22 protein-coding genes are annotated in these 19,956 nt (G+C 50.4%); 6 read left to right on the top strand and 16 right to left on the bottom strand.

The features are described 5' to 3' along the window. The 3 genes from purQ to purC are packed head-to-tail and all read right to left on the bottom strand — an operon-like array spanning position 1 to position 1,648. Positions 1 to 681, bottom strand: coding sequence for a phosphoribosylformylglycinamidine synthase subunit PurQ (gene purQ / locus FC49_RS04265; RefSeq protein ID WP_003712907.1), 681 nt, complete (start codon positions 679 to 681; stop codon positions 1 to 3). Continuing rightward, positions 678 to 929, bottom strand: a complete 252-nt coding sequence (gene purS / locus FC49_RS04260) for a phosphoribosylformylglycinamidine synthase subunit PurS (RefSeq protein ID WP_056984378.1) — start codon at positions 927 to 929, stop codon at positions 678 to 680. Before purS ends, purQ begins: the two co-directional genes overlap by 4 nt. Then, a complete protein-coding gene (purC, locus tag FC49_RS04255) occupies positions 929 to 1,648 on the bottom strand; it encodes a phosphoribosylaminoimidazolesuccinocarboxamide synthase (protein ID WP_003715006.1) in 720 nt (239 codons plus the stop codon). Before purC ends, purS begins: the two co-directional genes overlap by 1 nt. A gap of 269 nt (positions 1,649 to 1,917) precedes the next feature. On the opposite strand from purC, the gene FC49_RS04250 reads away from it, so the two are divergent. Beyond that, positions 1,918 to 2,436 carry a GNAT family N-acetyltransferase gene (locus FC49_RS04250; RefSeq protein WP_056984377.1) on the top strand — a complete coding sequence of 173 codons (519 nt, stop codon included), beginning with the start codon at positions 1,918 to 1,920 and terminating at the stop codon, positions 2,434 to 2,436. On the opposite strand, the gene FC49_RS04245 is transcribed toward FC49_RS04250, so the two are convergent. From FC49_RS04245 to FC49_RS04220, 6 genes are all read right to left on the bottom strand, one after another. Then, complete coding sequence (locus FC49_RS04245) at positions 2,420 to 2,599, bottom strand: hypothetical protein (RefSeq protein ID WP_003712905.1); 180 nt, start codon at positions 2,597 to 2,599, stop codon at positions 2,420 to 2,422. The two genes, FC49_RS04250 and FC49_RS04245, sit on opposite strands and share 17 nt — an antisense overlap. An 84-nt stretch (positions 2,600 to 2,683) precedes the next feature. Next, on the bottom strand, positions 2,684 to 3,979 hold the full coding sequence (purB, locus tag FC49_RS04240) for an adenylosuccinate lyase (RefSeq protein ID WP_004564541.1): 1,296 nt from the start codon (positions 3,977 to 3,979) through the stop codon (positions 2,684 to 2,686). Positions 3,980 to 4,051: 72 nt separating this feature from the next. Continuing rightward, on the bottom strand, positions 4,052 to 5,176 hold the full coding sequence (purK, locus tag FC49_RS04235) for a 5-(carboxyamino)imidazole ribonucleotide synthase (RefSeq protein ID WP_003715016.1): 1,125 nt from the start codon (positions 5,174 to 5,176) through the stop codon (positions 4,052 to 4,054). Next, complete coding sequence (gene purE / locus FC49_RS04230; protein WP_056984376.1) at positions 5,169 to 5,654, bottom strand: 5-(carboxyamino)imidazole ribonucleotide mutase; 486 nt, start codon at positions 5,652 to 5,654, stop codon at positions 5,169 to 5,171. The genes purK and purE overlap by 8 nt, the downstream gene beginning before the upstream one ends. A gap of 162 nt (positions 5,655 to 5,816) precedes the next feature. After that, positions 5,817 to 7,763 carry a glycoside hydrolase family 127 protein gene (locus FC49_RS04225; RefSeq protein ID WP_003715008.1) on the bottom strand — a complete coding sequence of 649 codons (1,947 nt, stop codon included), beginning with the start codon at positions 7,761 to 7,763 and terminating at the stop codon, positions 5,817 to 5,819. A gap of 14 nt (positions 7,764 to 7,777) precedes the next feature. Beyond that, positions 7,778 to 9,163, bottom strand: a complete 1,386-nt coding sequence (locus FC49_RS04220) for an MFS transporter (RefSeq protein ID WP_003715005.1) — start codon at positions 9,161 to 9,163, stop codon at positions 7,778 to 7,780. A 240-nt stretch (positions 9,164 to 9,403) separates the two neighbouring features. Between FC49_RS04220 and FC49_RS04215 the strand changes: the two genes are divergently transcribed. Beyond that, a complete protein-coding gene (locus tag FC49_RS04215; RefSeq protein ID WP_003715021.1) occupies positions 9,404 to 10,357 on the top strand; it encodes an AraC family transcriptional regulator in 954 nt (317 codons plus the stop codon). A 36-nt stretch (positions 10,358 to 10,393) separates the two neighbouring features. On the opposite strand, the gene FC49_RS04210 is transcribed toward FC49_RS04215, so the two are convergent. Continuing rightward, positions 10,394 to 10,642, bottom strand: coding sequence for a hypothetical protein (locus FC49_RS04210; RefSeq protein ID WP_003715003.1), 249 nt, complete (start codon positions 10,640 to 10,642; stop codon positions 10,394 to 10,396). A gap of 191 nt (positions 10,643 to 10,833) precedes the next feature. On the opposite strand from FC49_RS04210, the gene FC49_RS04205 reads away from it, so the two are divergent. Continuing rightward, positions 10,834 to 11,502, top strand: a complete 669-nt coding sequence (locus tag FC49_RS04205; RefSeq protein WP_056984375.1) for a L,D-transpeptidase — start codon at positions 10,834 to 10,836, stop codon at positions 11,500 to 11,502. On the opposite strand, the gene FC49_RS04200 is transcribed toward FC49_RS04205, so the two are convergent. The 4 genes from FC49_RS04200 to FC49_RS04185 form a co-directional block, all read right to left on the bottom strand. Then, positions 11,467 to 11,679, bottom strand: a complete 213-nt coding sequence (locus FC49_RS04200) for a hypothetical protein (protein ID WP_003712919.1) — start codon at positions 11,677 to 11,679, stop codon at positions 11,467 to 11,469. The two genes, FC49_RS04205 and FC49_RS04200, sit on opposite strands and share 36 nt — an antisense overlap. Positions 11,680 to 11,693: 14 nt before the next feature. Continuing rightward, the gene (locus FC49_RS04195) at positions 11,694 to 12,260 is read right to left on the bottom strand and encodes a hypothetical protein (RefSeq protein WP_056984374.1); all 567 of its coding nucleotides are present in this window, start codon (positions 12,258 to 12,260) and stop codon (positions 11,694 to 11,696) included. A gap of 267 nt (positions 12,261 to 12,527) precedes the next feature. Beyond that, complete coding sequence (locus FC49_RS04190) at positions 12,528 to 13,367, bottom strand: Rpn family recombination-promoting nuclease/putative transposase (RefSeq protein WP_225349485.1); 840 nt, start codon at positions 13,365 to 13,367, stop codon at positions 12,528 to 12,530. A 99-nt stretch (positions 13,368 to 13,466) separates the two neighbouring features. Beyond that, positions 13,467 to 15,128, bottom strand: coding sequence for a formate--tetrahydrofolate ligase (locus FC49_RS04185; RefSeq protein ID WP_056984373.1), 1,662 nt, complete (start codon positions 15,126 to 15,128; stop codon positions 13,467 to 13,469). A gap of 266 nt (positions 15,129 to 15,394) precedes the next feature. Between FC49_RS04185 and FC49_RS04180 the strand changes: the two genes are divergently transcribed. The 3 genes from FC49_RS04180 to FC49_RS04170 are packed head-to-tail and all read left to right on the top strand — an operon-like array spanning position 15,395 to position 16,518. Then, a complete protein-coding gene (locus FC49_RS04180) occupies positions 15,395 to 15,904 on the top strand; it encodes a DUF2975 domain-containing protein (RefSeq protein WP_004564542.1) in 510 nt (169 codons plus the stop codon). A 19-nt stretch (positions 15,905 to 15,923) separates the two neighbouring features. Continuing rightward, entirely contained in the window at positions 15,924 to 16,142 is a 219-nt protein-coding gene (locus FC49_RS04175; protein WP_003712901.1) for a helix-turn-helix domain-containing protein, read from the top strand. Next, on the top strand, positions 16,132 to 16,518 hold the full coding sequence (locus FC49_RS04170) for a hypothetical protein (RefSeq protein ID WP_003712897.1): 387 nt from the start codon (positions 16,132 to 16,134) through the stop codon (positions 16,516 to 16,518). Before FC49_RS04175 ends, FC49_RS04170 begins: the two co-directional genes overlap by 11 nt. 874 nt (positions 16,519 to 17,392) lie before the next feature. Here FC49_RS04170 and budA read toward each other — a convergent pair. Further along, positions 17,393 to 18,127: an acetolactate decarboxylase gene (gene budA / locus FC49_RS04165; protein WP_056984372.1), complete on the bottom strand. Its 735-nt coding sequence runs from the start codon at positions 18,125 to 18,127 to the stop codon at positions 17,393 to 17,395. After that, positions 18,127 to 19,806 (bottom strand): acetolactate synthase AlsS, encoded by a 1,680-nt coding sequence (gene alsS / locus FC49_RS04160; protein WP_056984371.1) that lies wholly within the window; start codon positions 19,804 to 19,806, stop codon positions 18,127 to 18,129. Before alsS ends, budA begins: the two co-directional genes overlap by 1 nt. Between the last annotated feature and the right edge of the window lie 150 nt (positions 19,807 to 19,956).

Raw genomic sequence — 19,956 nt, 5'->3', positions numbered from 1 at the left:
CTATTCCTCCACTTTCACACTGCCGTTTGCTAACAGGGACTTGAACAACCGCAGTCCATCGGTATTGCCGAGGAGCGCTTCAACGGCCCGCTCCGGGTGCGGCATCATGCCGAGCACATTGCCCCGCTCGTTGCAAATTCCAGCGATGTTCCGCAGACTGCCATTCGGGTTTTCTTCGGCATAACGGAAGACGACCTGGTGGTGCGCCTCGAGCTGGTCAAGGGTCTCCTGATCGGCATAGTAGCTGCCGTCTGCGTGAGCAATTGGCAGGGCAATCCGCTCGTGCTCTTGGTACTGGCTAGTAAAGAGGGTCCGGTTGGAAACCACCTCCAGCGGTACCGTCTTGCAGACAAACTGTTGGCTATCATTGCGCTTCAAGCCGCCCGGCAACAGTCCCGCCTCGGTTAAAATCTGAAAGCCATTGCAGGTCCCAAAAACTGGTTTGCCAGCCCGGGCCATTTCAACCACGGCCCCCATCACGGGTGAAAAACGGGCAATTGCGCCAGCCCGCAGGTAGTCGCCGTAGGAAAAGCCTCCAGGAAGCATCACCGCGTCGTAGCCTGCCAGGCTCTCCTGCTTGTGGGAAACGTAGTCGACGTCCGCGCCACAGACCGTGTGCAGGGCCTCGTAAATATCAATGTCACAATTGGAACCTGGAAAAACGATTACCGCAATTTTCATTGATGATCCTCCATTACTTGGTAGGTGTAGGTTTCCATGTTGAAGTTGACCAGGAGCTGGTCGGCAATTTGCTTGACGGTAGCGGCAACTTGGTCGCTGTCCCCGTCAACCGTGACGTCGAAGAACTTACCGACTTGAACATCCTGCACTTCATCGTGTCCGAGGTTGTGAATGGTCTTCTTGATCGTGTCCCCCTGAGGGTCAAATACGGACGGCTTGTAGGTAACGAAAATCCGAACTTTAGTCATTAGTTTTCCTCCGCAATTGCTTGTTGTAACCGGGCCAGCACTTCATCGTAGGTGGTCGTCAAGTCGGCGAGGTCCCGCCGGTAAACGTCCTTGTCCAGGTGGTCGTTCGTCTTGAGATCCCAAAGCCGGCAGTTGTCCGGCGAAAATTCGTCAGCCAGAATAATTTTGCCGTCACTGAGGTGACCAAATTCCAGTTTGAAGTCCACCAACCGCATTCCCGCCTGGGCAAAGAGGTGGGTCAGCAGGGTGTTGACTTCCCGGCAGACACCCCACATCTGTTCGAGTTCCTGGTGGGTCGCAATCCCGAGCGCAATCGTCGCCGACTCGTTGATGAATGGATCGTCCAGCTGGTCGCTCTTGTAGAAAGTTTCTTCCACCGGTTCGGTTAAAGAGTCCCCTTCATGCAAGCCGTAACGGCTGGCGAAGTGGCCCGCGATCACATTCCGGGTCACGAATTCCAGCGGCACCATCTGGCACTTTTTAACCAACTCTTCCTTATCAGACAGCTTCTTGATGAAGTGGGTCTGGATACCATGACGGACTAAGTATTGGAAAACCAGGGTGGAAATTGCGTTGGCGGCCTTCCCCTTACCAGCAAAATGGTCCTTTTCCTTGCCGTTCAGTGCCGTGGCCTGGTCCATGTAAACGACCCGTAAAACCTCGGGGTCGTCGGTTTGCCACATCTGTTTTGCCTTACCGGTGTACAATAGTTTTTCCATCTCAGTTGCGTCTCCTTTACCAAATCACGAACTATGTTAAGCGATGGGTGAAATTTATTCGCCCTTTCATGCTAACAATATACTATCGGCGGTGCTGTCTGTCAATGATTTTTGTTAACTTTAGCCATTTATTACGTGAAATTGTTCGCTATTATTGCTAATAAAAAGGGGTCGCCGCTTAACTTTGTCCGTAAATAAAACGGTGCCGACCAGATAACTGGTCAGCACCCGTAAGAGCGGCTACAATGATTCATAAAGGAGATCTTACAATGACAAAAGCAACAATTAACATTCGCCGGGCAGAGGCAAGCGACTGGGAAACCATCATCAACATTTTTAATGAGGCCGTTGCGGCCGGTATTGCCACCGACGAAAGCAAGCCGATTACCGTTGCGGACCGCGAAGAGTGGTTCGCCCAGTTTGACGACCGCCACCCCCTTTGGGTAATTACCAGCGATGGCAAGGTCAGCGGCTGGTGCGCCCTGGAATACTTTTCCACCCACCCCGCTTACACAGACACAGCAGAAATTGCGATCTACATCCACCACGGCGCCCATCGGCAGGGTCTCGGCCGTCGGCTCCTCGCATTTGCCGACCAGCAAATCAAAGAAGAGCTCCACTTTAAGACGGTCGTTGCCTACATTTACGAACGCAACCAGGCAAGCCAGGGTCTCTTCAAGCAGAGCGGCTTTGAATACTGGGGCCACCTCCCCGCCATCGCCAAAGTTGCCGGCGAATACCGGGAACTCAAGATTTATGGCAAGAACTACCCTAGCGTTCGCGTTTAATAAGGGACGCAATCAGGAAAAGCAGGCCAAAAAGCTGGCACCCATAATTGAGAATCTTCCCCACCGGGTCCTGACTAACGGCTAGGTTGACGAGGGGCGCTAATACGAGGGCCCAGCCGAAGTAGAAGCTGCTTGTCTTATAGAATTGACGGTTAAATTTCATCTGAGTACTCCTCACTACAACATAATTGTCCTTACCATAACAAAAAGCGGTCCCGGATAAAAGTCCAGGGCCGCTTTTTACTAGTTAATCTAAGCCAATTCGCTTGTAAATGTCGTCGACGTGGCGGAGGTGCCAATGGTAGTCGAAGGCGTCGTCCAGGTCTTCCTTAGTCAACTGCTTTTGGATAGTCGGGTCAGCTTCCAGCAACGGACGGAAGGCAATCTGTTCGGCCCAGCACTTCGCAGTGTACGGCTGAATTAGGTCGTAGGCGGCCTCCCGGCTCATCCCGCTGTTGACCAGTTTGAGCAGGACCCGACCGGAGTAAATCAAGCCGAGGGTCTTGTCCATGTTCTTCTTCATCGTTTCTGGGAACACATCCAGGTTCTTCAAAATGCGGCCGAAACGCCGGAGCATGTAGTCCAGCAGCGAAGTAGAGTCCGGCAGGATCATCCGTTCCGCGCTGGAATGGGAAATGTCCCGTTCATGCCAGAGGGCCACGTCTTCATAGGCCGTAACCACGTGGCCGCGCAGGACCCGGGCACAACCGCAGATGTTCTCCGAGCCAATTGGGTTCCGCTTGTGCGGCATTGCCGAAGAACCCTTTTGTCCCTTGGCAAAGTGTTCTTCGACCTCGTGGATTTCCGTCCGCTGGAGGGAGCGGATTTCCGTCGCCATTTCTTCCAGGCTGGTCCCAATCAGGGCAATCGTCGCAATGTATTCGGCGTGCAGGTCGCGCGGCAGTACCTGGGTAGAAACTTCCTGAGGACGCAGGCCAAGCCGCTTGCAGACGTATTCTTCAACGAAGGGGTCGATTTCGGCGAAGGTGCCGACCGCCCCGGAAATCTTACCAGCTTCAACGCCCTGGGCCGCGTGTTCAAAGCGTTCCTTGTTCCGCTTCATTTCAGAGTACCAGCGGGCTGCCTTGAGGCCAAAAGTGGTTGGCTCGGCGTGAATCCCGTGGGTCCGGCCCATGCAGACGGTGTACTTGTACTTCTCCGCCATTTCCTTCAGGACTGCCATAAAGTTGTCGATGTCCTGGCGTAAAATATCGTTGGCCTTCTTGAGCCGCAGTCCCTGGGCGGTGTCCACCACGTCGGTACTGGTCATTCCGTAATGCACCCACTTCTTTTCCGGGCCAAGGGACTTGGAAACATCCCGGGTAAAGGCGATGACGTCGTGGTGGGTAACGGCTTCGATTTCCGCAATCCCGTCAACGGTAAACTTAGCGTTCTTCTTAATCTTTTCCACGTCTTCTGCCGGAATGTGGCCGAGCTTGCTCCAGGCTTCGTCAGCGGCAATTTCGACTTCCAGCCAGCACTGGTACTGGGTTTCCAAGCTCCAAATCTTTGCCATTTCCGGACTTGTATAGCGATCAATCATCAGTTCAAAATCCTCTCTATTTTGTTCTCCAGTTATTATCGCACAGGCACCGCCATGCCGTAAAGCCGAACTTTACTCAGACCAGATACCCGTATTGTCAATTTCTGTTAGTGTTTGCTCAACGTCATCAGTTAAAATCGTTACGTGGCCCATTTTGCGGTTATGGCGGACCGCCGCTTTGCCATAATCATGGAAGTGCCAGTTCGGTTTTTGGCTAATTTGTTCCCGCACACCAGTAACGTGCTGGCCGAGGACATTCACCATCACGGCCGGCTTGAGCAGTTCAATCTTTGGCAGCGGCCAGTTGCAAACGGCCCGGTTGTGGATTGCAAACTGGGAGAAGTTGCAGGCTTCAATGGAGTAGTGACCGGAATTGTGCGGCCGCGGTGCCAGCTCGTTGATGTAGATTTCGCCGTCACGGCCAACAAACATTTCCACGCCGAGGATCCCGCGCAGGTCGATCGCGTGGGCAATTTGAACTGCCATCTGCTGGGCCTTCTCTTGCAATTCTGGTGAAATCCGTGCCGGGATAATACTGATGTGGAGGATTTCGTCGTGGTGAATGTTTTCGGCAACCGGGAAGACGGTGACTTCGCCATTTTCGTTCCGCCCCACCATGACCGAACATTCAAGTTCAAATGGTACCCAGCCTTCCAAAATCGCGTCCCGGGTTGACAGGATACCGGTACATTTGGCAAGGTCGGCATCGCTATGGAGGACTTCCTGACCGTGACCGTCATAGCCCCCCTCGCATGTCTTGAGGACACAGGGGTAGCCGAGTTCTGCCACGGCACGCTTCAAGTCCGTCGCGTCCTTGACCGCCCGAAACGGTGCCGTCTGGAGGCCCGCATCCCGGAGAAAGGTCTTTTCCCGAATCCGGTTCTTGGTCGTATAGAGCAGGTGGGTGCCCTGGGGAATGTAAACCTGGTCAGCGACGTCTTTGAGGGCGTTGAGGTCAACGTTTTCAAATTCGTAGGTCAGGACGTCCGACCGGCGGGCTAATTCTTCAATTGCGGACACGTCCGCGTATTCGGCCACGATCTGGTCATCAGCAACTTGGCCGGCTGGGCAAGCCGGCGTTGGATCCAGGACGATGACCTTCATCCCGGTCTGCTTAGCGTCTAACGCCATCATCTGGCCGAGCTGGCCCCCGCCGATGATCCCGATGGTTTGTCCTTGTTGAATCAGCTTAGTCAAGGTGCGCCCCGCTTTCTGCTGCCTGATCGTGCATTTGCTGGCGGTAGTCAACAATCTGCTGCTGGATTTGCTGGTCGGTAATCCCCAGGATCTGTAAAGCGAGCAGGGCGGCGTTCTTGGCCCCGGCGACCCCAATGGCAGTGGTAGCAACGGGAATCCCAGCCGGCATCTGAACGATGGACAGTAGTGAGTCCATCCCACCGAGGGCCTTGGTCTGACCCGGAATCCCAATCACCGGCAGTGGCGTGTTGGCCGCAATCATTCCCGGCAGGTGGGCGGCACCACCAGCGCAGGCGATAATGACCTTGGTCCCTGCCGCCACGGCCCCCTGAGCAAAGGCGAACATTTCTTGTGGCATCCGGTGAGCCGAAATTACATGTTTATCATAATCAACGCCAAACTGATCCAGAATCCGGCAGGCCTCCTTAACCGTTGGCCAGTCAGACTTACTACCCATTACAACACTAATTGCACTCATTGTCCTACCTCCTTAAAACTGCTTTAAGGATAACAGATAAGGACGCCGGCTTCAATAATTTTACGAACAAAATTGATGATTTAAATTATATAGTTCGTTTAAAATTAAAAAAGGCTGGGCATTGGCTCAGTCTTTTTATCACTTTACTATATTGATCTCCCATCACCGGCGATGAAGCCAAACCTGCATGGCACCATCTCGTCGATTAGCCCAAGCATAATAAGGGATCAGTTTTAACATTGCCTGTTGGCGGTGCACCTTCTCTGGCAGTGCCTGGTAGAGTGGCGCATCCACACTTGCCAACTGGTCACTTTCGACGGGAATCCGGACCATTGCTACCCCACCTAGGAGCTGCGGTTCAAAACTAACTCTTGGCTCTTCTTCTGTCAGCACCCGGGCGGTCCAAAGAGGAAAGTCGTTATCAGTTTCTTCTGCCGCATAAACAAGCGGACCCCGTTGAACAGCAACCTTGCCAATATCAGCCTTAACACGGTTGTTAGCAACCATGTACTTCACACTCATATCTAGCTGCAAGTCGATGGCTAATTCCTTATCCGCTACCTCAAAGTAGATAAAGCCATTATCAACGGCCAGCTCTTTTTTCTGCCCGTTAACGGTCAAAGCAGTTTTTGCCGACCAGTGCGGGAGCCGAATCCCTAACCGAAACGGCGTTTTTCCGGGGCTAACCCGGTAGTGAATGTCGCCAGACCACGGATAGTTATTCTCCTGCTGAATCCGAGCACCATTGCTGAACTGCGTATCATTGGCAATGAACTGGTGAGAAAGCACCGTCTCGTCGCTAACCGTATAGATATAACGATCAACAGATGCAATCAGCCGCGCCAGATTCGATGGGCAGCAGGCACAGCCAAACCACTCTGCCCGGCGTGTCAAGATATGAGCCTTTCCGGGATTCCATTTACTATCCGCCGGATCAGCTTCCAAGGGGTTGACGTAAAAGAAATGCTTACCGTCTAACGACATCCCAGCTAGTGCCCCGTTGAACAGCTCCTTCTCTAAGACGTCAGCATATTCACCAAGCGGCCGTAGTTTGAGCATTTGGTTGGCAAAAAATGCCAGTCCGACTGAGGCGCACGTTTCACCATAGTTAGTATCGTTTGGCAAGTCATAGTCGTAAGTAAACGCCTCTCCAGTTGTCGTCTGCCCAATGTTACCGGTAATATACATCTGCCGTTTAACGATGTCGTTCCAGAAACGATCACAGGCGGCAAGCAGCTCTTTATCGTGGGTGTAGCGGGCTACGTAAGCCATCCCCGTGCAGAGGTACACTACCCTGACCGCATGCCCATGTGGTGCCTGCTGGTCTTTAAGCGGAGCATTAGTCAGATAGTATTCCTTGGGCAATCCCTGCATATTGGGAATAATGTCCCGGTCAGGACCGTCCGCTTGGACTTGCCGGTCAAGGAAGTCTGGATCCAGTCCCCGTTCAGTCAAGAAGAAATGTGCCAATTCCAGATAACGGTGATCCGTCGTAACTTCGTATAAACGTGCCAAAGCCAGTTCAATCTCCGGGTGGCCATCTACTCCACGAATTTTTCCCTCGTCCTGACCAAAGTGGCGGTCAATGCAGTCCGCCATTTTCTTGGCAATCGCCAGCGCCTTTTGACTACCAGTAACTTGATAGTAGGCCACCCCTGCTTCGATGTAGTGCCCCATCGTATACAGCTCGTGGGACTGCTGGAGACGCTTAAACTTGCGATCAGGGGCATCAATTTGAAAGTAGGTTGAGAGGTAGCCATCATCTTCCTGGGCCGCCGCAATTAGGTCAACTAGGCGATCGGTAATCTTTCGCAGGTCATCGTCCGGGTGGTACTTTAGTGTATAAGCCGCCGCCTCCAGCCACTTGTAAACGTCCGTATCTTGAAAGGGAAAACCATAATGGTGACCTTTCATCTTACCAGCCGCTATCTTTAAGTTAGCGATGGCGTGACTGTTTTGGTCCTGCCCGTTATTCTGGGGATCGTCAGCAATGTTGATTCCCGCCTCGTCATTCATGACTTTCCATTGGTACGGCAGCACTTCTTTGACGACCAGTTCTCTGTACCGGCGCCAAAAGTCCGCCGTGATTTTAATTTTTTGAATTTTCATTTCGCGTCCTCCATCTAATCGGCCATCTTAGCCCGCGCTTCCAAGTCACGTTGCACAACCGGTTCGTGTTTTTCCCACTTCCGGTAGCCAACCATCAGCAGCATACTGATAATGTAAATAATTACCGGTGCCCACAGGAACGAGAAACTGATTCCATGGAGACTGGCTGCCGACTGAACCGCCTTGCTGGCATCGAAGCCAAAGCCCTTCATAATCATTGAGGCGATAAAGGAACCAATCCCAGACCCCATTTGAATACAGAAGGACGCCCCAATCGCGGTCAGGAAACCATTGGCCCGGATACCATTCTTCCATTCACCAAAGTCGACCGTATCCCCCACCATCGCAAAGAACATGGTGCAGGCTGACCCGGAACCAATGCAGGCAATACACCAGCCAATCAAGGCGGCTGTGATGTTATTCCCCGCGAAGGCTAACCATACTTGCCCGATAATTGTTAAGGCTAACATAAAGACCGTCGTCCCCCACTTGTGCAGGAACTTGGCAAAGAGTGGCACTGCCGCCATTCCCAAGACTTGGATAATCGTAAAACCGTTGAAGAAGGAAATCAGGCCCTTATTGCCTAAGTTGTACTGGAAGTAGTAAGGAAGGGCCGCATTTCGCATCGTGAAGGCAGTCCAATAGGTTAAGTTAGCTAGCACAATGATTATCCACGGCCAGTTGCCCCGCGTCGCTTTAAGGCTTTCCTTAATCGTAATTACCTTTTCCTTGGTAATATTCATTTCACGCATGTCCAGAAAGGCAACGATTAGCAGGATAAAGGCAATAATAGCGTAAACACCAACTGCCAGGGACCAACCCTTTTGGGCGTTGCCATGACCCAGATGGTCAGCAAATGGGATAATAAAGGTCACCGCAAAGAAGTTGCCGACGTTCCCCAACACTAACCGAATTGAGTTCGCGGACATCCGCCCGTCAGAACTGCCCGTCAGGTTCGGTAAGACTGATGTAATCGGGGTTGAAACAGCAGTATAGGAAAGGTCCGCGAGGATATACATTACCCCGGCATACACAATTTTCATTCCATAACTAAGATGTGGCGTGGTAAACAGCAACCATACAAAGACAGCAAACGGTAATGCCATCCATAAGAACCAGGGCCGGTTCTTCCCGTACTTGCTATGGGTATGGTCAACCAGAATTCCCATCACCGGTGCACCCAGGGCATCAAAGAACCGTCCAATTAACAGCAATACTCCGGCCACGCCGACCGTTAAGCCAAACACATTGGTAAAGAAGTACAACATATAGGAACTGATGATGCAGTATAACAAGTTCCCCGACATATCAGTAAAACCATAGGTAATTCGCCGGTGCCACGGTAAATGATCTTGGACCATTGCGTTTTCACCAGCCACAGGCTGCTTTTTCTCCGCCATAATCATTCCTCCAAAATTGCAAAACTTGATAATAAAGATTAAGAGCTCTTAATTTACAGTTATTATCGTAAGCGCTTGCAGAAATAGATATAAGGGCGAAATTTAGATAATAGATGTCACTTTCCGATAAAAGGATGGTACAATTGCGGTAGCAAACCACTGGCATAATAGCTATTAGTAGCAAAAAGCAAATAAAAGGTGACACTATCCGACTACGAGATTATAAAGGAGGAAGCAACGGTGAAGTACGTTAGTTTTAATCTTGGCAAGAGCATTTTCTACTACAAGGGCGGTGAATTCCGTACCGACCAGCCCTGGCAACACCAAGCCGTCTATCATCACGGTGACTACGAACTGATCTTCTGCCTCCAGGGGCAAATTTTTCTGACCCTCAATCAGCAGCAGCTGGTTCTCAAGCCCCATGATTTACTAATTGTGCCACCCTACTGCAAGATGGTCGGCAATGCTAAGTCACCGGTAGGAACCGCCTTTTACTGGCTGCACTTTCTTCCCCAAGAACGGGCACAAATAACTGAACAGACGCCAGCATCAATTGCTCCGATGATTAACGCAGTTGGTCAAAGCAAGCACCAACAAACTATTTTTCTTCCCCTTAAATTTGCCGTAGCCAACTTTGAAGAGGTAACTGTTTTGATTCACCAGATTCTCGCCAGCACCCCACCGCGCCCCTACCTTGACGACCGAAACCTGCTCACGGCCGCACTGCTGATCAAGCTCTTTGCCGGCACTGCTACTACCGAAAGCACCCGGGCGGACCAACGGCGCGTTGCCACAGTTCAGGAATGGATTCGTGCCCATATGAGTAGCCAGCTAACGGTCGAGGAGATTGCCGACCATAATAATTTCAATCCGGACTACCTAACTCGAATGTTTAAACGGGTCCTGGGAGTAACCACCCGCCAGTACCTCAACCGAATCAAAATTGAGACTGCCTCCTCCCTGCTAATTAGGACCGGGATGCCGATAAAAGAAGTTGCGGCAAATTCCTTTTTCAGCGATACCCGAACTTTTTTGCGACGCTTTAAGGCGATGACTGGTTTGACACCAACCGAATACCGACAGTCCAACCGCGAAATTCACCACAACAATCCACATATTGACCCTCAGATCCCGCTCCCTAAGCAAATCGAAGACCTGATTGACTATATTCCCGAAAACGGCAATTTAAAATAAAAAAGGCGCCCCTGATTGGGCAGCCTCAGGCAAAGTTTAGTTATGGTGGATAGTATCACAGTCCGCTTGCCGCTCAGCCTTATCGTAGGCATTCAAAAACATTTTGATGATTAGGCACAGGTTCATCAGCAAGAAAGCCTTGCTAAGTAGGTGCCAGCTAATCGGCTGCAGGTGGAAATGAACGAGGTTATAAACCAGAACTAATAGCAGATACAACAGGTTGGCACGGAGGATATCCTTCGACCACTTATGACTAATTGTGTAATCCCAAATCTTTTTTATCATTATTCTCATCCCTACGCGAAATTAGCACAAATTACAGCAACCACAAAGAAAAAGATTGCGGTCAGGTATGATAATTTTAAGTTATTTCTCAAGATAAATGGCCTGCCTTATTGAATTGAACATTGATAATTTTATAATAATTATAAACCATTATTTTAGGAATCGGGAAAAGATAAAGAAAGTGGAAGACGTTGAAATTAGTCGTTAAAAACCGAATCTATGCGGGAGTCTGCTTATTCGTTGCCACCATCGGAATGGGACCGGAGCTGCGCAATAACCGCCAGAAACCGTCTAAGGCGGCGCGGCAGACCCAGGTGGCCAGTAACAGCCACCGGGAGAGTCATCCCAAGCACGGCCACACTACTGCCCAGCCGAGCAGGATGCGGGTGCCGATTGACTGGCACAAGTCGTCAGAAACCGTCCCCTACCCAGATTTGGCAACCACCAAGGACTTTTGGGTCAAGGTCAGCTTGAAAAAGAACCGCACCTATTTGTATGACGGCAAGAAATTGCTCTATACCATGTACAGTACCGGTGGTATGTATAAGAGGAATCCCCAGACCGGAGAAATAGAAAGCATGACGCCCACCGGCACCTACTACGCTCAAGCCGAACGCGGCGATAGCTTTTTCAACTCATCCTTAAATGAGGGGGCCAACTACTATGTTTCCTGGCTCGACCACGGAACATACCTCTTTCACAGTGTTCCGACTGTGGCCGGTGGTGCCTACAATGTTAAGGAAGCTGATAAATTAGGGAAGTCGACCGGTTCCCACGGCTGTATTCGGCTCTCAATCCCCGACGCGCAGTGGATGTCGACCCATTTACCGGTGGGGACCAAAATCGTAATTGTTAATTAACTTAATGCTAATGAGGCAGAGGTCCACAATCAGCAGGATAAGAATAATCCCCCAGAATCGCACCCGTACCACCGGAATCAGCCACGCTAAAATGTCATAGCAGAAGAGTGCCAGAAAAACAAAGAGGTCGGTCACCGCAACGTGTTTAATAAATTTTCTCGTTAAGTGATATTTCATTTTTGTTAATATCCTTATTTAATAACCAGCCGGGTATTATTGGGCAAGCTCTGCAACCAGTGAGCATCCGGTTTAGAAACGTCAACCGTGTTAGTACATTGATAACGACTGCGGAGCCAATTGCCATGGACCCGGTGATTATTAATATAGGCAGGGGCTTCGATGAACGTGTCGGCATGATTGAGGCTTAGCAAGTTGGCGCCCACCTGCCGGATGCCATTGTTCTGAGTAAAGATAATTGTGCCCCGGGCCCCGTTGATTTGGGTCGTCGTGGGGGCGAGATTCGTTTTAGCATTGATGATGTATAACACGTGATGGTTGCTGAGAACGTACAGCCGCTTTTCCTTTTTCATGACCACCAGTTTTACCCGCTGGTGACGAGCCAGCTGTGGGTAGTGCCCGTGCTCTGACGGTCGCCCTACTCGAGGACTACGAAGCCGATTCACTGCTAAGCATTGACTGCTATAGGTAGCCCCCAGCGCCTGGTTATGGGAAAGCCACGCGATAAAGTTAATGATTACCAATAGCAGTGCTAAAACGCCAAAGCCAACTTTAAACATTTTCTTTAATTCTTCATTCATCGTGCCAGTTCTCCAGCTCCCGTTAATCTAAAGGGCTCTTTTTTTCCCCCCCCATATTTTAGTCATGCCCCCAGCAGACGTCAATATTCACTAGAGAGGGGGACGAAACTGGCTTGGCTAGCCAGCTACTGCGCTGTTGTATTTTTATCTTAAAAAATAGATAAGAGGCTGAGTTTTTCTCAGCCTCTTGCGTTTTAACAGTCCTAAACAAGTGGAGAACTTTGACTTGCTGTGGCACACAAATTAATCAGTAGCAGTCCTGTTTAGTTATCCGAACAATTCCTGCATTTGGGCATTACTCAGGTCAAATTGCCGCTGGACTTTGGATTTAAGTTGGTCTTCTGGTAGCCCCATTTGATGCAGCAGTTCAATTGTGCCCCGAACCGCCTCCAGCTTACCGGCAACAATGCCTTCTTTTTTTCCTAAAGCAATACCTGCTTTTTTCCCCTCCTCACGAACATCCTCATCGTGGAACATCATGTGTGTCTTGTTATCCATGTAATCATTCCTCCATTCCGTGTTTTTGCTCAAATTTCGGATGTAGTCCCTCAGTTCTTTAACGTATTCGTCATTGTCTACATCCTTATTATCCACGTAATCAAGGAAGTTACGCAAGTCATTTGACACGTCATTTTTCGTCCCTTTAGTGTTGAGAAAAATTGCCGTCCGCCCGTCGCCCAGCTCTAACGACTTGTTCTGCTTACAATAGTTAATAAAGTCATACCGGTGCCGTCCCTGACCAAAAGGATCAAAGGGGCAAATAAAAATCACGTAGGACTGGCGCAACGACGCATATTGCTGCCCGTGTTTCAACATTTCGCTGTCGATTCGGCCCTGGTAATAGCGCACTCGTTGTGGAAGGCCGCGAGTGTGCCGCACCTGCATGTCAATCTCATAGACCACCCCATCCTGGTCCTTGGTATAAACATCAAAGCGGACGCCCCGGCTAAATTGGCTCTCCTGGACTGTCTTTTGGACGGTTGGAAAATCAATTCGCTCAATTTTCACCTTGGGCAGGATTAGCTGAATCAAGCGCTGACAAAGCCGCTTGTTACTCATCACGCTACCAAAGACAAAGTCATCCTGGATACTAATTTCATTATTCATTTGCTCACCCCGCATTTATTCCCCTACTTAATAAATACGGAAACATAAAAAATCCGCACCTTTTTGCAGTGCGGATTTTGCATTTATTTAGCGTTTAATTTAGAACAAACCGGTAATCTTGCCGTCCTTGTCAATCGTCATGTTAACGGCGGCCGGAACCTTCGAGAGGCCCGGCATGGTCATCATGTTGCCGGATAGGGCCACGATGAAGCCGGCGCCGAGCTTCGGCACGAATTCCCGAATGTGGAAGGTGAAGTCGGTCGGTGCCCCCAGCTGAGTTTGGTCATCAGTAAAGGAATACTGGGTTTTGGCAATGCAGACCAGCAGCTTGTCCCAGCCTAACTCGGCAAACTGCTTTAACTGGCGCTGGGCCTTGCGGCTAAATTCAACGTCCTTGGCGCCGTAAATCTTAGTAGCCACGATCCGCACCTTGTCTGCCGGACTCGCATCCAGGCTGTACAGCTCGTGGAAGTCGCTGTCTTGGTCAGCCAGGCGAACAACTTCCTGCGCTAGGTCCTGCGTGCCAGCACCACCTTTTGCCCAGGCGTCTGCCGTTACCACGTTGACCCCTAAGGCCTTGCAGTTATCCTCGATCATCTTGATTTCGGCTGGTGTGTCAGTGGCAAAGTGGTTGATAGCAACAACCAATGGAACACCGTAACGCTGCATATTCTTGATGTGGCGGTTCAGGTTTGCCAGCCCCTTCTTCAGTTCTGGCAGGTTTTCGTCCTTGAGGTCGGCCAGGGCCGCGCCACCATTGTATTCTAGCGCACGGACCGTTGCCACGATCACTACGGCATCCGGATTCTTACCGAGGAGCCGCCGCTTGATATCCATGAACTTTTCCGCCCCTAAGTCAGCACCGAAGCCGGATTCAGTGACGGTGTAGTCTGCGAGCTGCAGTGCCGTCTGGGTCGCCAGCACACTGTTGCATCCGTGGGCAATGTTGGCAAACGGCCCCCCGTGGATAATGGTTGGGGTGTGGTCCAGGGTCTGAACCAAGTTAGGCTTAATGGCGTCTTTCAGCAGGATGGTGATGGCGTCGGCAAAGCCTAATTCACCGACCGTCACCGGCTGCTTGTCATAGCTGTAACCCACGACAATTTGGCCGACCCGCTTCTTGAGGTCCATCAGGTCAGTGGACAGGCACAGGATTGCCATCAATTCGGACGCCGCGGTGATGTCAAAGCCGGTCTGACGGGGAACCCCCTGCATGAGGCCGCCAAGACCCGTGACCACGTTCCGTAGTGCCCGGTCGTTGACGTCCTCGACCCGCTTCCAGATAATCCGCCGTGGATCCAGGCCCAGCTCGTTGCCCCGCATGATGTAGTTATCAATTAAAGCCGCCAGGGTGTTATTAGCACTGGTCAGGGCGTGGAGGTCACCAGTAAAGTGGAGGTTGATGTCTTCCATCGGTACTACCTGGCTGTAACCACCACCAGTGGCACCCCCCTTGATTCCGAAGACGGGCCCCATGGATGGTTCCCGCATTGCGATGATCGTTTGGTGACCGAGTTGGTTGAGGGCATCCCCCAGGCCAACCAGCACCGTCGACTTACCTTCACCGGCTGGCGTTGGGTTAATCGACGTGACCAACACCAGCTTGTGTTTCTTATCCGGGTGCGCTTTGACAGGCAAACTAATTTTGGCTTTGTACTTGCCGTACTGCTCAATGTCGTCTTCACCCAAACCAATCTGGGCAGCAATCTCCTTAATTGGCTTCATTTCCGCCTGGTCAGCAATTTCGATATCAGTCATCATCGCAATCGTCCCCTTCCATTATTCACGAACTTTATTTTTGAAATATAAACCATCATCCGTTTATATTCATACAATACTGTATTTTCTGCGTTAAGTAAACCTCTTTTCACGAATAATTGACGATTTTAAATTAAAATCAGTCGCCTTTTTAAGCTTAACCTTTTCCTGAGCAGCTGTCAAAGTTCACTTCAAGCCCAATTATTGCTTTACAATAACTAATTATCGTTTTACAATAATTACGAATTTACCGGAGGAGGTTTCCGACCATGAAAAAGAAACTCATCAGCCTTATCTTGACGCTCATCCAGCTTTCCGTTGATTTTTGTATTGTAGTTACCAGTGTCGCATTAGTCCTAGGAATTATTCTCGTCGCCTGTACCCCCTTTACCGGCTTTGCCCACGAACTCTTTGACTACCACAGCTGGTGGAGCCTGGTCCTCCAGGCAGTTGCGGCGGCCATGATGGTCTTCCTCGCCATCATTATGTTTGTCGGCGTCCATAGCCTTTTGCGCAATATTAATAGTGGCCTCTACTTCGTTAATCAAAACCTGGTGGCCGTTCGGCAAATTTTATGGCCATCGTTAGTAGTCTTCGTCTTGCAATCTCTAGCTTCCATCTGTTTTCATCTCTGGAATATTCAGGATTTAATGGGCCTAATGACTTTTCGTGAGGGTGATTTCAGCAACGACCTTTTTTCACTGGTGATTTTCTTTTTAATTTACCTAATCTTCAAACGGGGAATCGCCCTACAAAAGGACGCGGATGAAATAATCTAGCAAGGAGGTGCTGACCACTGTGATTACGGTCAATTTGGACGTTTTATTAGCAGAACGTAAAATGACTTCGAAAACCTTAGCACAACGAATTGGCATTACCCCGGCCAACTTATCAATTCTCAAGACGGGAAAGGCCCGCGGGATCCGTTTCGAAACCCTGTCTAAAATCTGCCACGAGCTGGACTGCCAGCCAGGCGACATTCTTGAATACCGGGAGGATGAGTCGAATGCGCTTTAATCACCAATTCTATAAATCTGCCAGTTTCTACTTCGCCCTCTGTTTTCTCTGCTGGCCGCTGGCGATTGTTGTCTTGCAGCCTAGTAATATCTTCGTCAACTTCTTCCAGCTTCTCTTTGCATTATTTGGACTAATCATGCTCATCTTCACCCTCTTCTTTGATGACGGTGATACTGGGGACTGGATTATCGCAGGACGGGGCCGCCAGCTGGAATTCAACCGTCACTTTTACCGCCGGGGCAACTTCTACGCTGGCCTTTTTATAATCCTGATTGATTTACCGCTCGGAACAGGACTCGACCGGTGGGAAAACATCACCTTCATCGTGCTCGGCATTATTGCTACCGTTGGTTCTTTCATCCAACATCATGACTAAAAAAGGAGTCGTGCAGACTCCTTTTTATTTTACATAAATTACTTTACAATATTAAAGCTGTTGTCAATCACTTATTTTGTTTTAGGCTACAAGTGAACTTAGTTTATTTAAAATAATCTATCAAAAAACGTCAGAGTAGCATATAAAACAATCGTTTAAATAAGCCCTTATATTGTTTAAACATTCACAATATGGGAATATAATATCTTATAGATAATAGTCATTTAAGTTTGAAAAGTATTATTAATTATAAAGGGAGGTATGATAAGTTTTAACTCAATTATTAAAGGCAAGAAAATACAGGCGTTTTGTGCCAGCTTATTGATAGTATTTGCGGTAAGTACAGGACTCCATTTCCACTATTGCCCAAACTAGTGATTGATTCTGCGCCTTGAACCTCAAAATGAAGTCAATCCATAGCATACAGATTGCAAAACAGTGTGAGGAAACAGAAGAATATCTTAAAGCTCACCCAGGAATAACTTTGTCAGTACCTAATGGTGTGGAAGGTGATTTTAGTTGACGCCAATTATTTTAATATGTGCAATAGCATTATTTTTCTTCTGGTTCGGTTGGGAAATATATCGAGGAAACAAAAAATTTTATCGTTTAATCGCCGGGAATATATTTGGAGATAGTAATGATTCTGTAGAAAAACATCACAAGGGACTAGGAATATTTTATTTGTGTTTCGGAGTGTTTGTGCTTACAATGATTTTTTGGAAATAAAAAAGCTAACCTATTGAACTGAAATGAACCCCCATAGTTGGAATTCTTTATCCAACTATGGGGGTTCATTTCAACAACTTTTTAGTAGTTCAACTATTACGCAGCCATAACGTGCACGCCATGTCGAGGAGCTGGCTTAGCACTTCTAATCCTGATTTCCCTCGGACTGGGCGATGCTGTCCCGCAGGGTTGCCATGTCAACCTCGCCCTGGCGGAAAGCCTGGTCGGCGATTGGCAGGTGTTGTTCGAGCGTGTCGAAAATCTGCAGGTCACCGGTCAGTGCCGGCGCGGTAAATTCCAGCAAGTGCCCGGCAAATTGGCGGTCATCACTGATGAAGTGGAGGTGCCAGCCGGCCGCCGTTACACTGCCAAAAATCTCCGGCGCGTAGTAACCAATGATCGTGCCGTTAACGTCATCCCGGGTAAAGGTCGGCTGGCCCTGGGCAACTTCCAGCAGACTCGGGTACGGTTCTTTCTGCTTGGGTGCGATCCGCACCTTGACGTGGCTGAACTTCCCCGTCAAGCATAGGGCCGCGAAGACGTTCTTGAGTTCGTGCTGCTGGACAAACTTCCCGTTGAGAGCATTGAAGTCAACGTCAGCCAGCTTTAATTCCTCCAGGTCGGCTGGCGTATGGACTGAGGCAAACGGCATCTTTGCCTGACTGTCAGTAACGTGGTTGACCGTTCCATCGGAAACTGCCTGGTAGACCTCGCCGTCGAGGATGATGACCTCCCCGTCCAGGCCGTCAAAGGTGCCAATCCCAGTAGACCCGTGCTTCAACAGGTCCGCCAAGGTTATCGTCCCTGCCATATTGCCGGCCATTAACGAGGCCAGCGTGCCGTGTTCGTATAAGGTACTGATAATACCATTTCCTTTCATTATCCTAATTGTGAATCGATCAAGTGGGCAGCCAGGTCCTTGTTGTTGCTGTAATCAACCGGAACATCCACGACTACCGGGCCATCAGTGCTGAAAGCCTGGTGCATGACCTTGTTCAGGTCAGCTGGCTTGTCAACCCGCAGGCCAGTTGCGCCAAAGCTCTCCGCGTACTTGACGATGTCGCAGTCGCCAAACTTAACCCCGGCGGCTTGCGGGTACTTCATTTCTTCCTGGAACTTGACCATGTCATAGTGTCCACCGTCGTTCCAAACGACCACTACCAGGTTGAGCTGGTGCTGGACGGCAGTCGACAGTTCGGCCCCAGAGAAGAGGAAGCCCCCGTCCCCGCAGACCGCAACGGCCTTCTGCTCGGGATGAAGCATTGCGGCTACCATCGCCCATGGCAGACCGACACCCAGGGTTTGCATCCCGTTGCTGATCAGCAAATGGCGTGGCTGGTAACAGCGGAAGTGCCGGGCCATCCAGATGTAGTGTGAACCGACATCCAGGGAAACAACCATGTTATCGGTAACGTTCTCCTGGATGGCCTGAACGGCCGCTAAGGGGTGGCTCTGCTGACCAGCTGGCGGTGTCGGCAGCTGCTTATCCCGGTCGAGCTGCTGGCGGTACGTTGCCAGTTGCTCCTGGGCCGCTGCCGGGTAGCTAAAGCCACTCAAAAGCTGGTCTAGCTGGGTCAAGCTGCTCGTCAGGTCACCGACCAGCTGCATTACTGGCGTGTAGTGATTGTCAATCTGGGCCGGTTTCGTGTCGAGGTTGACAATCCGCAGCTGGTCTTCCTTGTTCCAGTTCCGCGGCTCATATTCAATTGCGTCATAGCCGACCGCAATTACCAGGTCGCTCTGTTGGAGAAGCTGGTCACCAACCTGGTTGCGGAAGAGGCCGACCCGGCCAAAGTAAGACTGGTCTTCCAGGTCCCGGGACACCACTCCAGCCGCCTGAAATGTTTCAACCACTGGAAAGGCATAATGCCGCAATAGCTGGTGGAGGGCGTTGGCAACGGCCGCACTACCGCCCCGCTGACCGACCAGGATGACCGGCAGCTTACTGTGCTTGATGAGGTCAACCAGTTTAGCCAACTCACCGGGGTCCGCTGGTCCCATCTTTGGAGCCTCGTAGATTGGCAACGGCTGTTCATCAACCACCGCGTCGTCCACGTCCTGTGGCAGGCTGACAAAGGCAGCTCCTTTTTCGGCCCCTTGACTGGCTTCAAAGGCGTTGGCCATCGTTTCCGAAATGTTGTTGGGATCCTGGATTTCAGCGCTGTACCGGGTAATCGGCGCCATAATTTCAGCTGACGGGGTACTCTGGTGGGTCAACCGGTGCAGGTCCTTCCGCTGCACCTGACCACCGATTGCTAAAATCGGGTCCCCCTCCGCATTGGCCGTCATGATCCCAGTCGTCAAATTACCAACCCCCGGGCCGGACGTGCTGATAGCCACCCCGGTTTTGCCGGTTAAGCGAGCGTAGGCTTGGGCCATGAATACCGCGTTTTGCTCGTGCCGGGTGACGATTAACTTGGGCGCGTCCTCACTGTCCTGCCCATCTAAGCCTTCAAACAGACGATCAATTTTGGCGCCGGGAATCCCGAAGACTAGGTCGACACCGTGTTTCCGCAGACTATCAATAATGACGTCCGCACCATACTGTTTCTTTTCCATCTTAAACACCTCTGTACCTAAATTAAATCCATTGAGAAAAGTTTAGGCCCCTTCGATGATTTTCACAAGATTGTTGCTTCTTCACATACAAAAAACATGGTCAAACCGGCAAAAAAGTTTCCCCTAGTTCGACCATGTTATTACTTGCAC

The sequence above is a fragment of the Limosilactobacillus oris DSM 4864 genome (assembly GCF_001434465.1).
Taxonomy (GTDB): domain Bacteria; phylum Bacillota; class Bacilli; order Lactobacillales; family Lactobacillaceae; genus Limosilactobacillus; species Limosilactobacillus oris.
This window is presented reverse-complemented; position numbering and strand designations above follow the sequence as displayed.

Coding starts and splice junctions, on each gene's coding strand:
- purQ (WP_003712907.1), bottom strand. CDS start 681: ATGAAAATTGCGGTAATCGTTTTTCCAGGTTCCAATTGTGACATTGAT.
- purS (WP_056984378.1), bottom strand. CDS start 929: ATGACTAAAGTTCGGATTTTCGTTACCTACAAGCCGTCCGTATTTGAC.
- purC (WP_003715006.1), bottom strand. CDS start 1,648: ATGGAAAAACTATTGTACACCGGTAAGGCAAAACAGATGTGGCAAACC.
- FC49_RS04250 (WP_056984377.1), top strand. CDS start 1,918: ATGACAAAAGCAACAATTAACATTCGCCGGGCAGAGGCAAGCGACTGG.
- FC49_RS04245 (WP_003712905.1), bottom strand. CDS start 2,599: ATGAAATTTAACCGTCAATTCTATAAGACAAGCAGCTTCTACTTCGGC.
- purB (WP_004564541.1), bottom strand. CDS start 3,979: ATGATTGATCGCTATACAAGTCCGGAAATGGCAAAGATTTGGAGCTTG.
- purE (WP_056984376.1), bottom strand. CDS start 5,654: ATGAGTGCAATTAGTGTTGTAATGGGTAGTAAGTCTGACTGGCCAACG.
- FC49_RS04225 (WP_003715008.1), bottom strand. CDS start 7,763: ATGAAAATTCAAAAAATTAAAATCACGGCGGACTTTTGGCGCCGGTAC.
- FC49_RS04220 (WP_003715005.1), bottom strand. CDS start 9,163: ATGGCGGAGAAAAAGCAGCCTGTGGCTGGTGAAAACGCAATGGTCCAA.
- FC49_RS04210 (WP_003715003.1), bottom strand. CDS start 10,642: ATGATAAAAAAGATTTGGGATTACACAATTAGTCATAAGTGGTCGAAG.
- FC49_RS04200 (WP_003712919.1), bottom strand. CDS start 11,679: ATGAAATATCACTTAACGAGAAAATTTATTAAACACGTTGCGGTGACC.
- FC49_RS04195 (WP_056984374.1), bottom strand. CDS start 12,260: ATGAATGAAGAATTAAAGAAAATGTTTAAAGTTGGCTTTGGCGTTTTA.
- FC49_RS04190 (WP_225349485.1), bottom strand. CDS start 13,367: ATGAATAATGAAATTAGTATCCAGGATGACTTTGTCTTTGGTAGCGTG.
- FC49_RS04185 (WP_056984373.1), bottom strand. CDS start 15,128: ATGATGACTGATATCGAAATTGCTGACCAGGCGGAAATGAAGCCAATT.
- FC49_RS04180 (WP_004564542.1), top strand. CDS start 15,395: ATGAAAAAGAAACTCATCAGCCTTATCTTGACGCTCATCCAGCTTTCC.
- FC49_RS04170 (WP_003712897.1), top strand. CDS start 16,132: ATGCGCTTTAATCACCAATTCTATAAATCTGCCAGTTTCTACTTCGCC.
- budA (WP_056984372.1), bottom strand. CDS start 18,127: ATGAAAGGAAATGGTATTATCAGTACCTTATACGAACACGGCACGCTG.
- alsS (WP_056984371.1), bottom strand. CDS start 19,806: ATGGAAAAGAAACAGTATGGTGCGGACGTCATTATTGATAGTCTGCGG.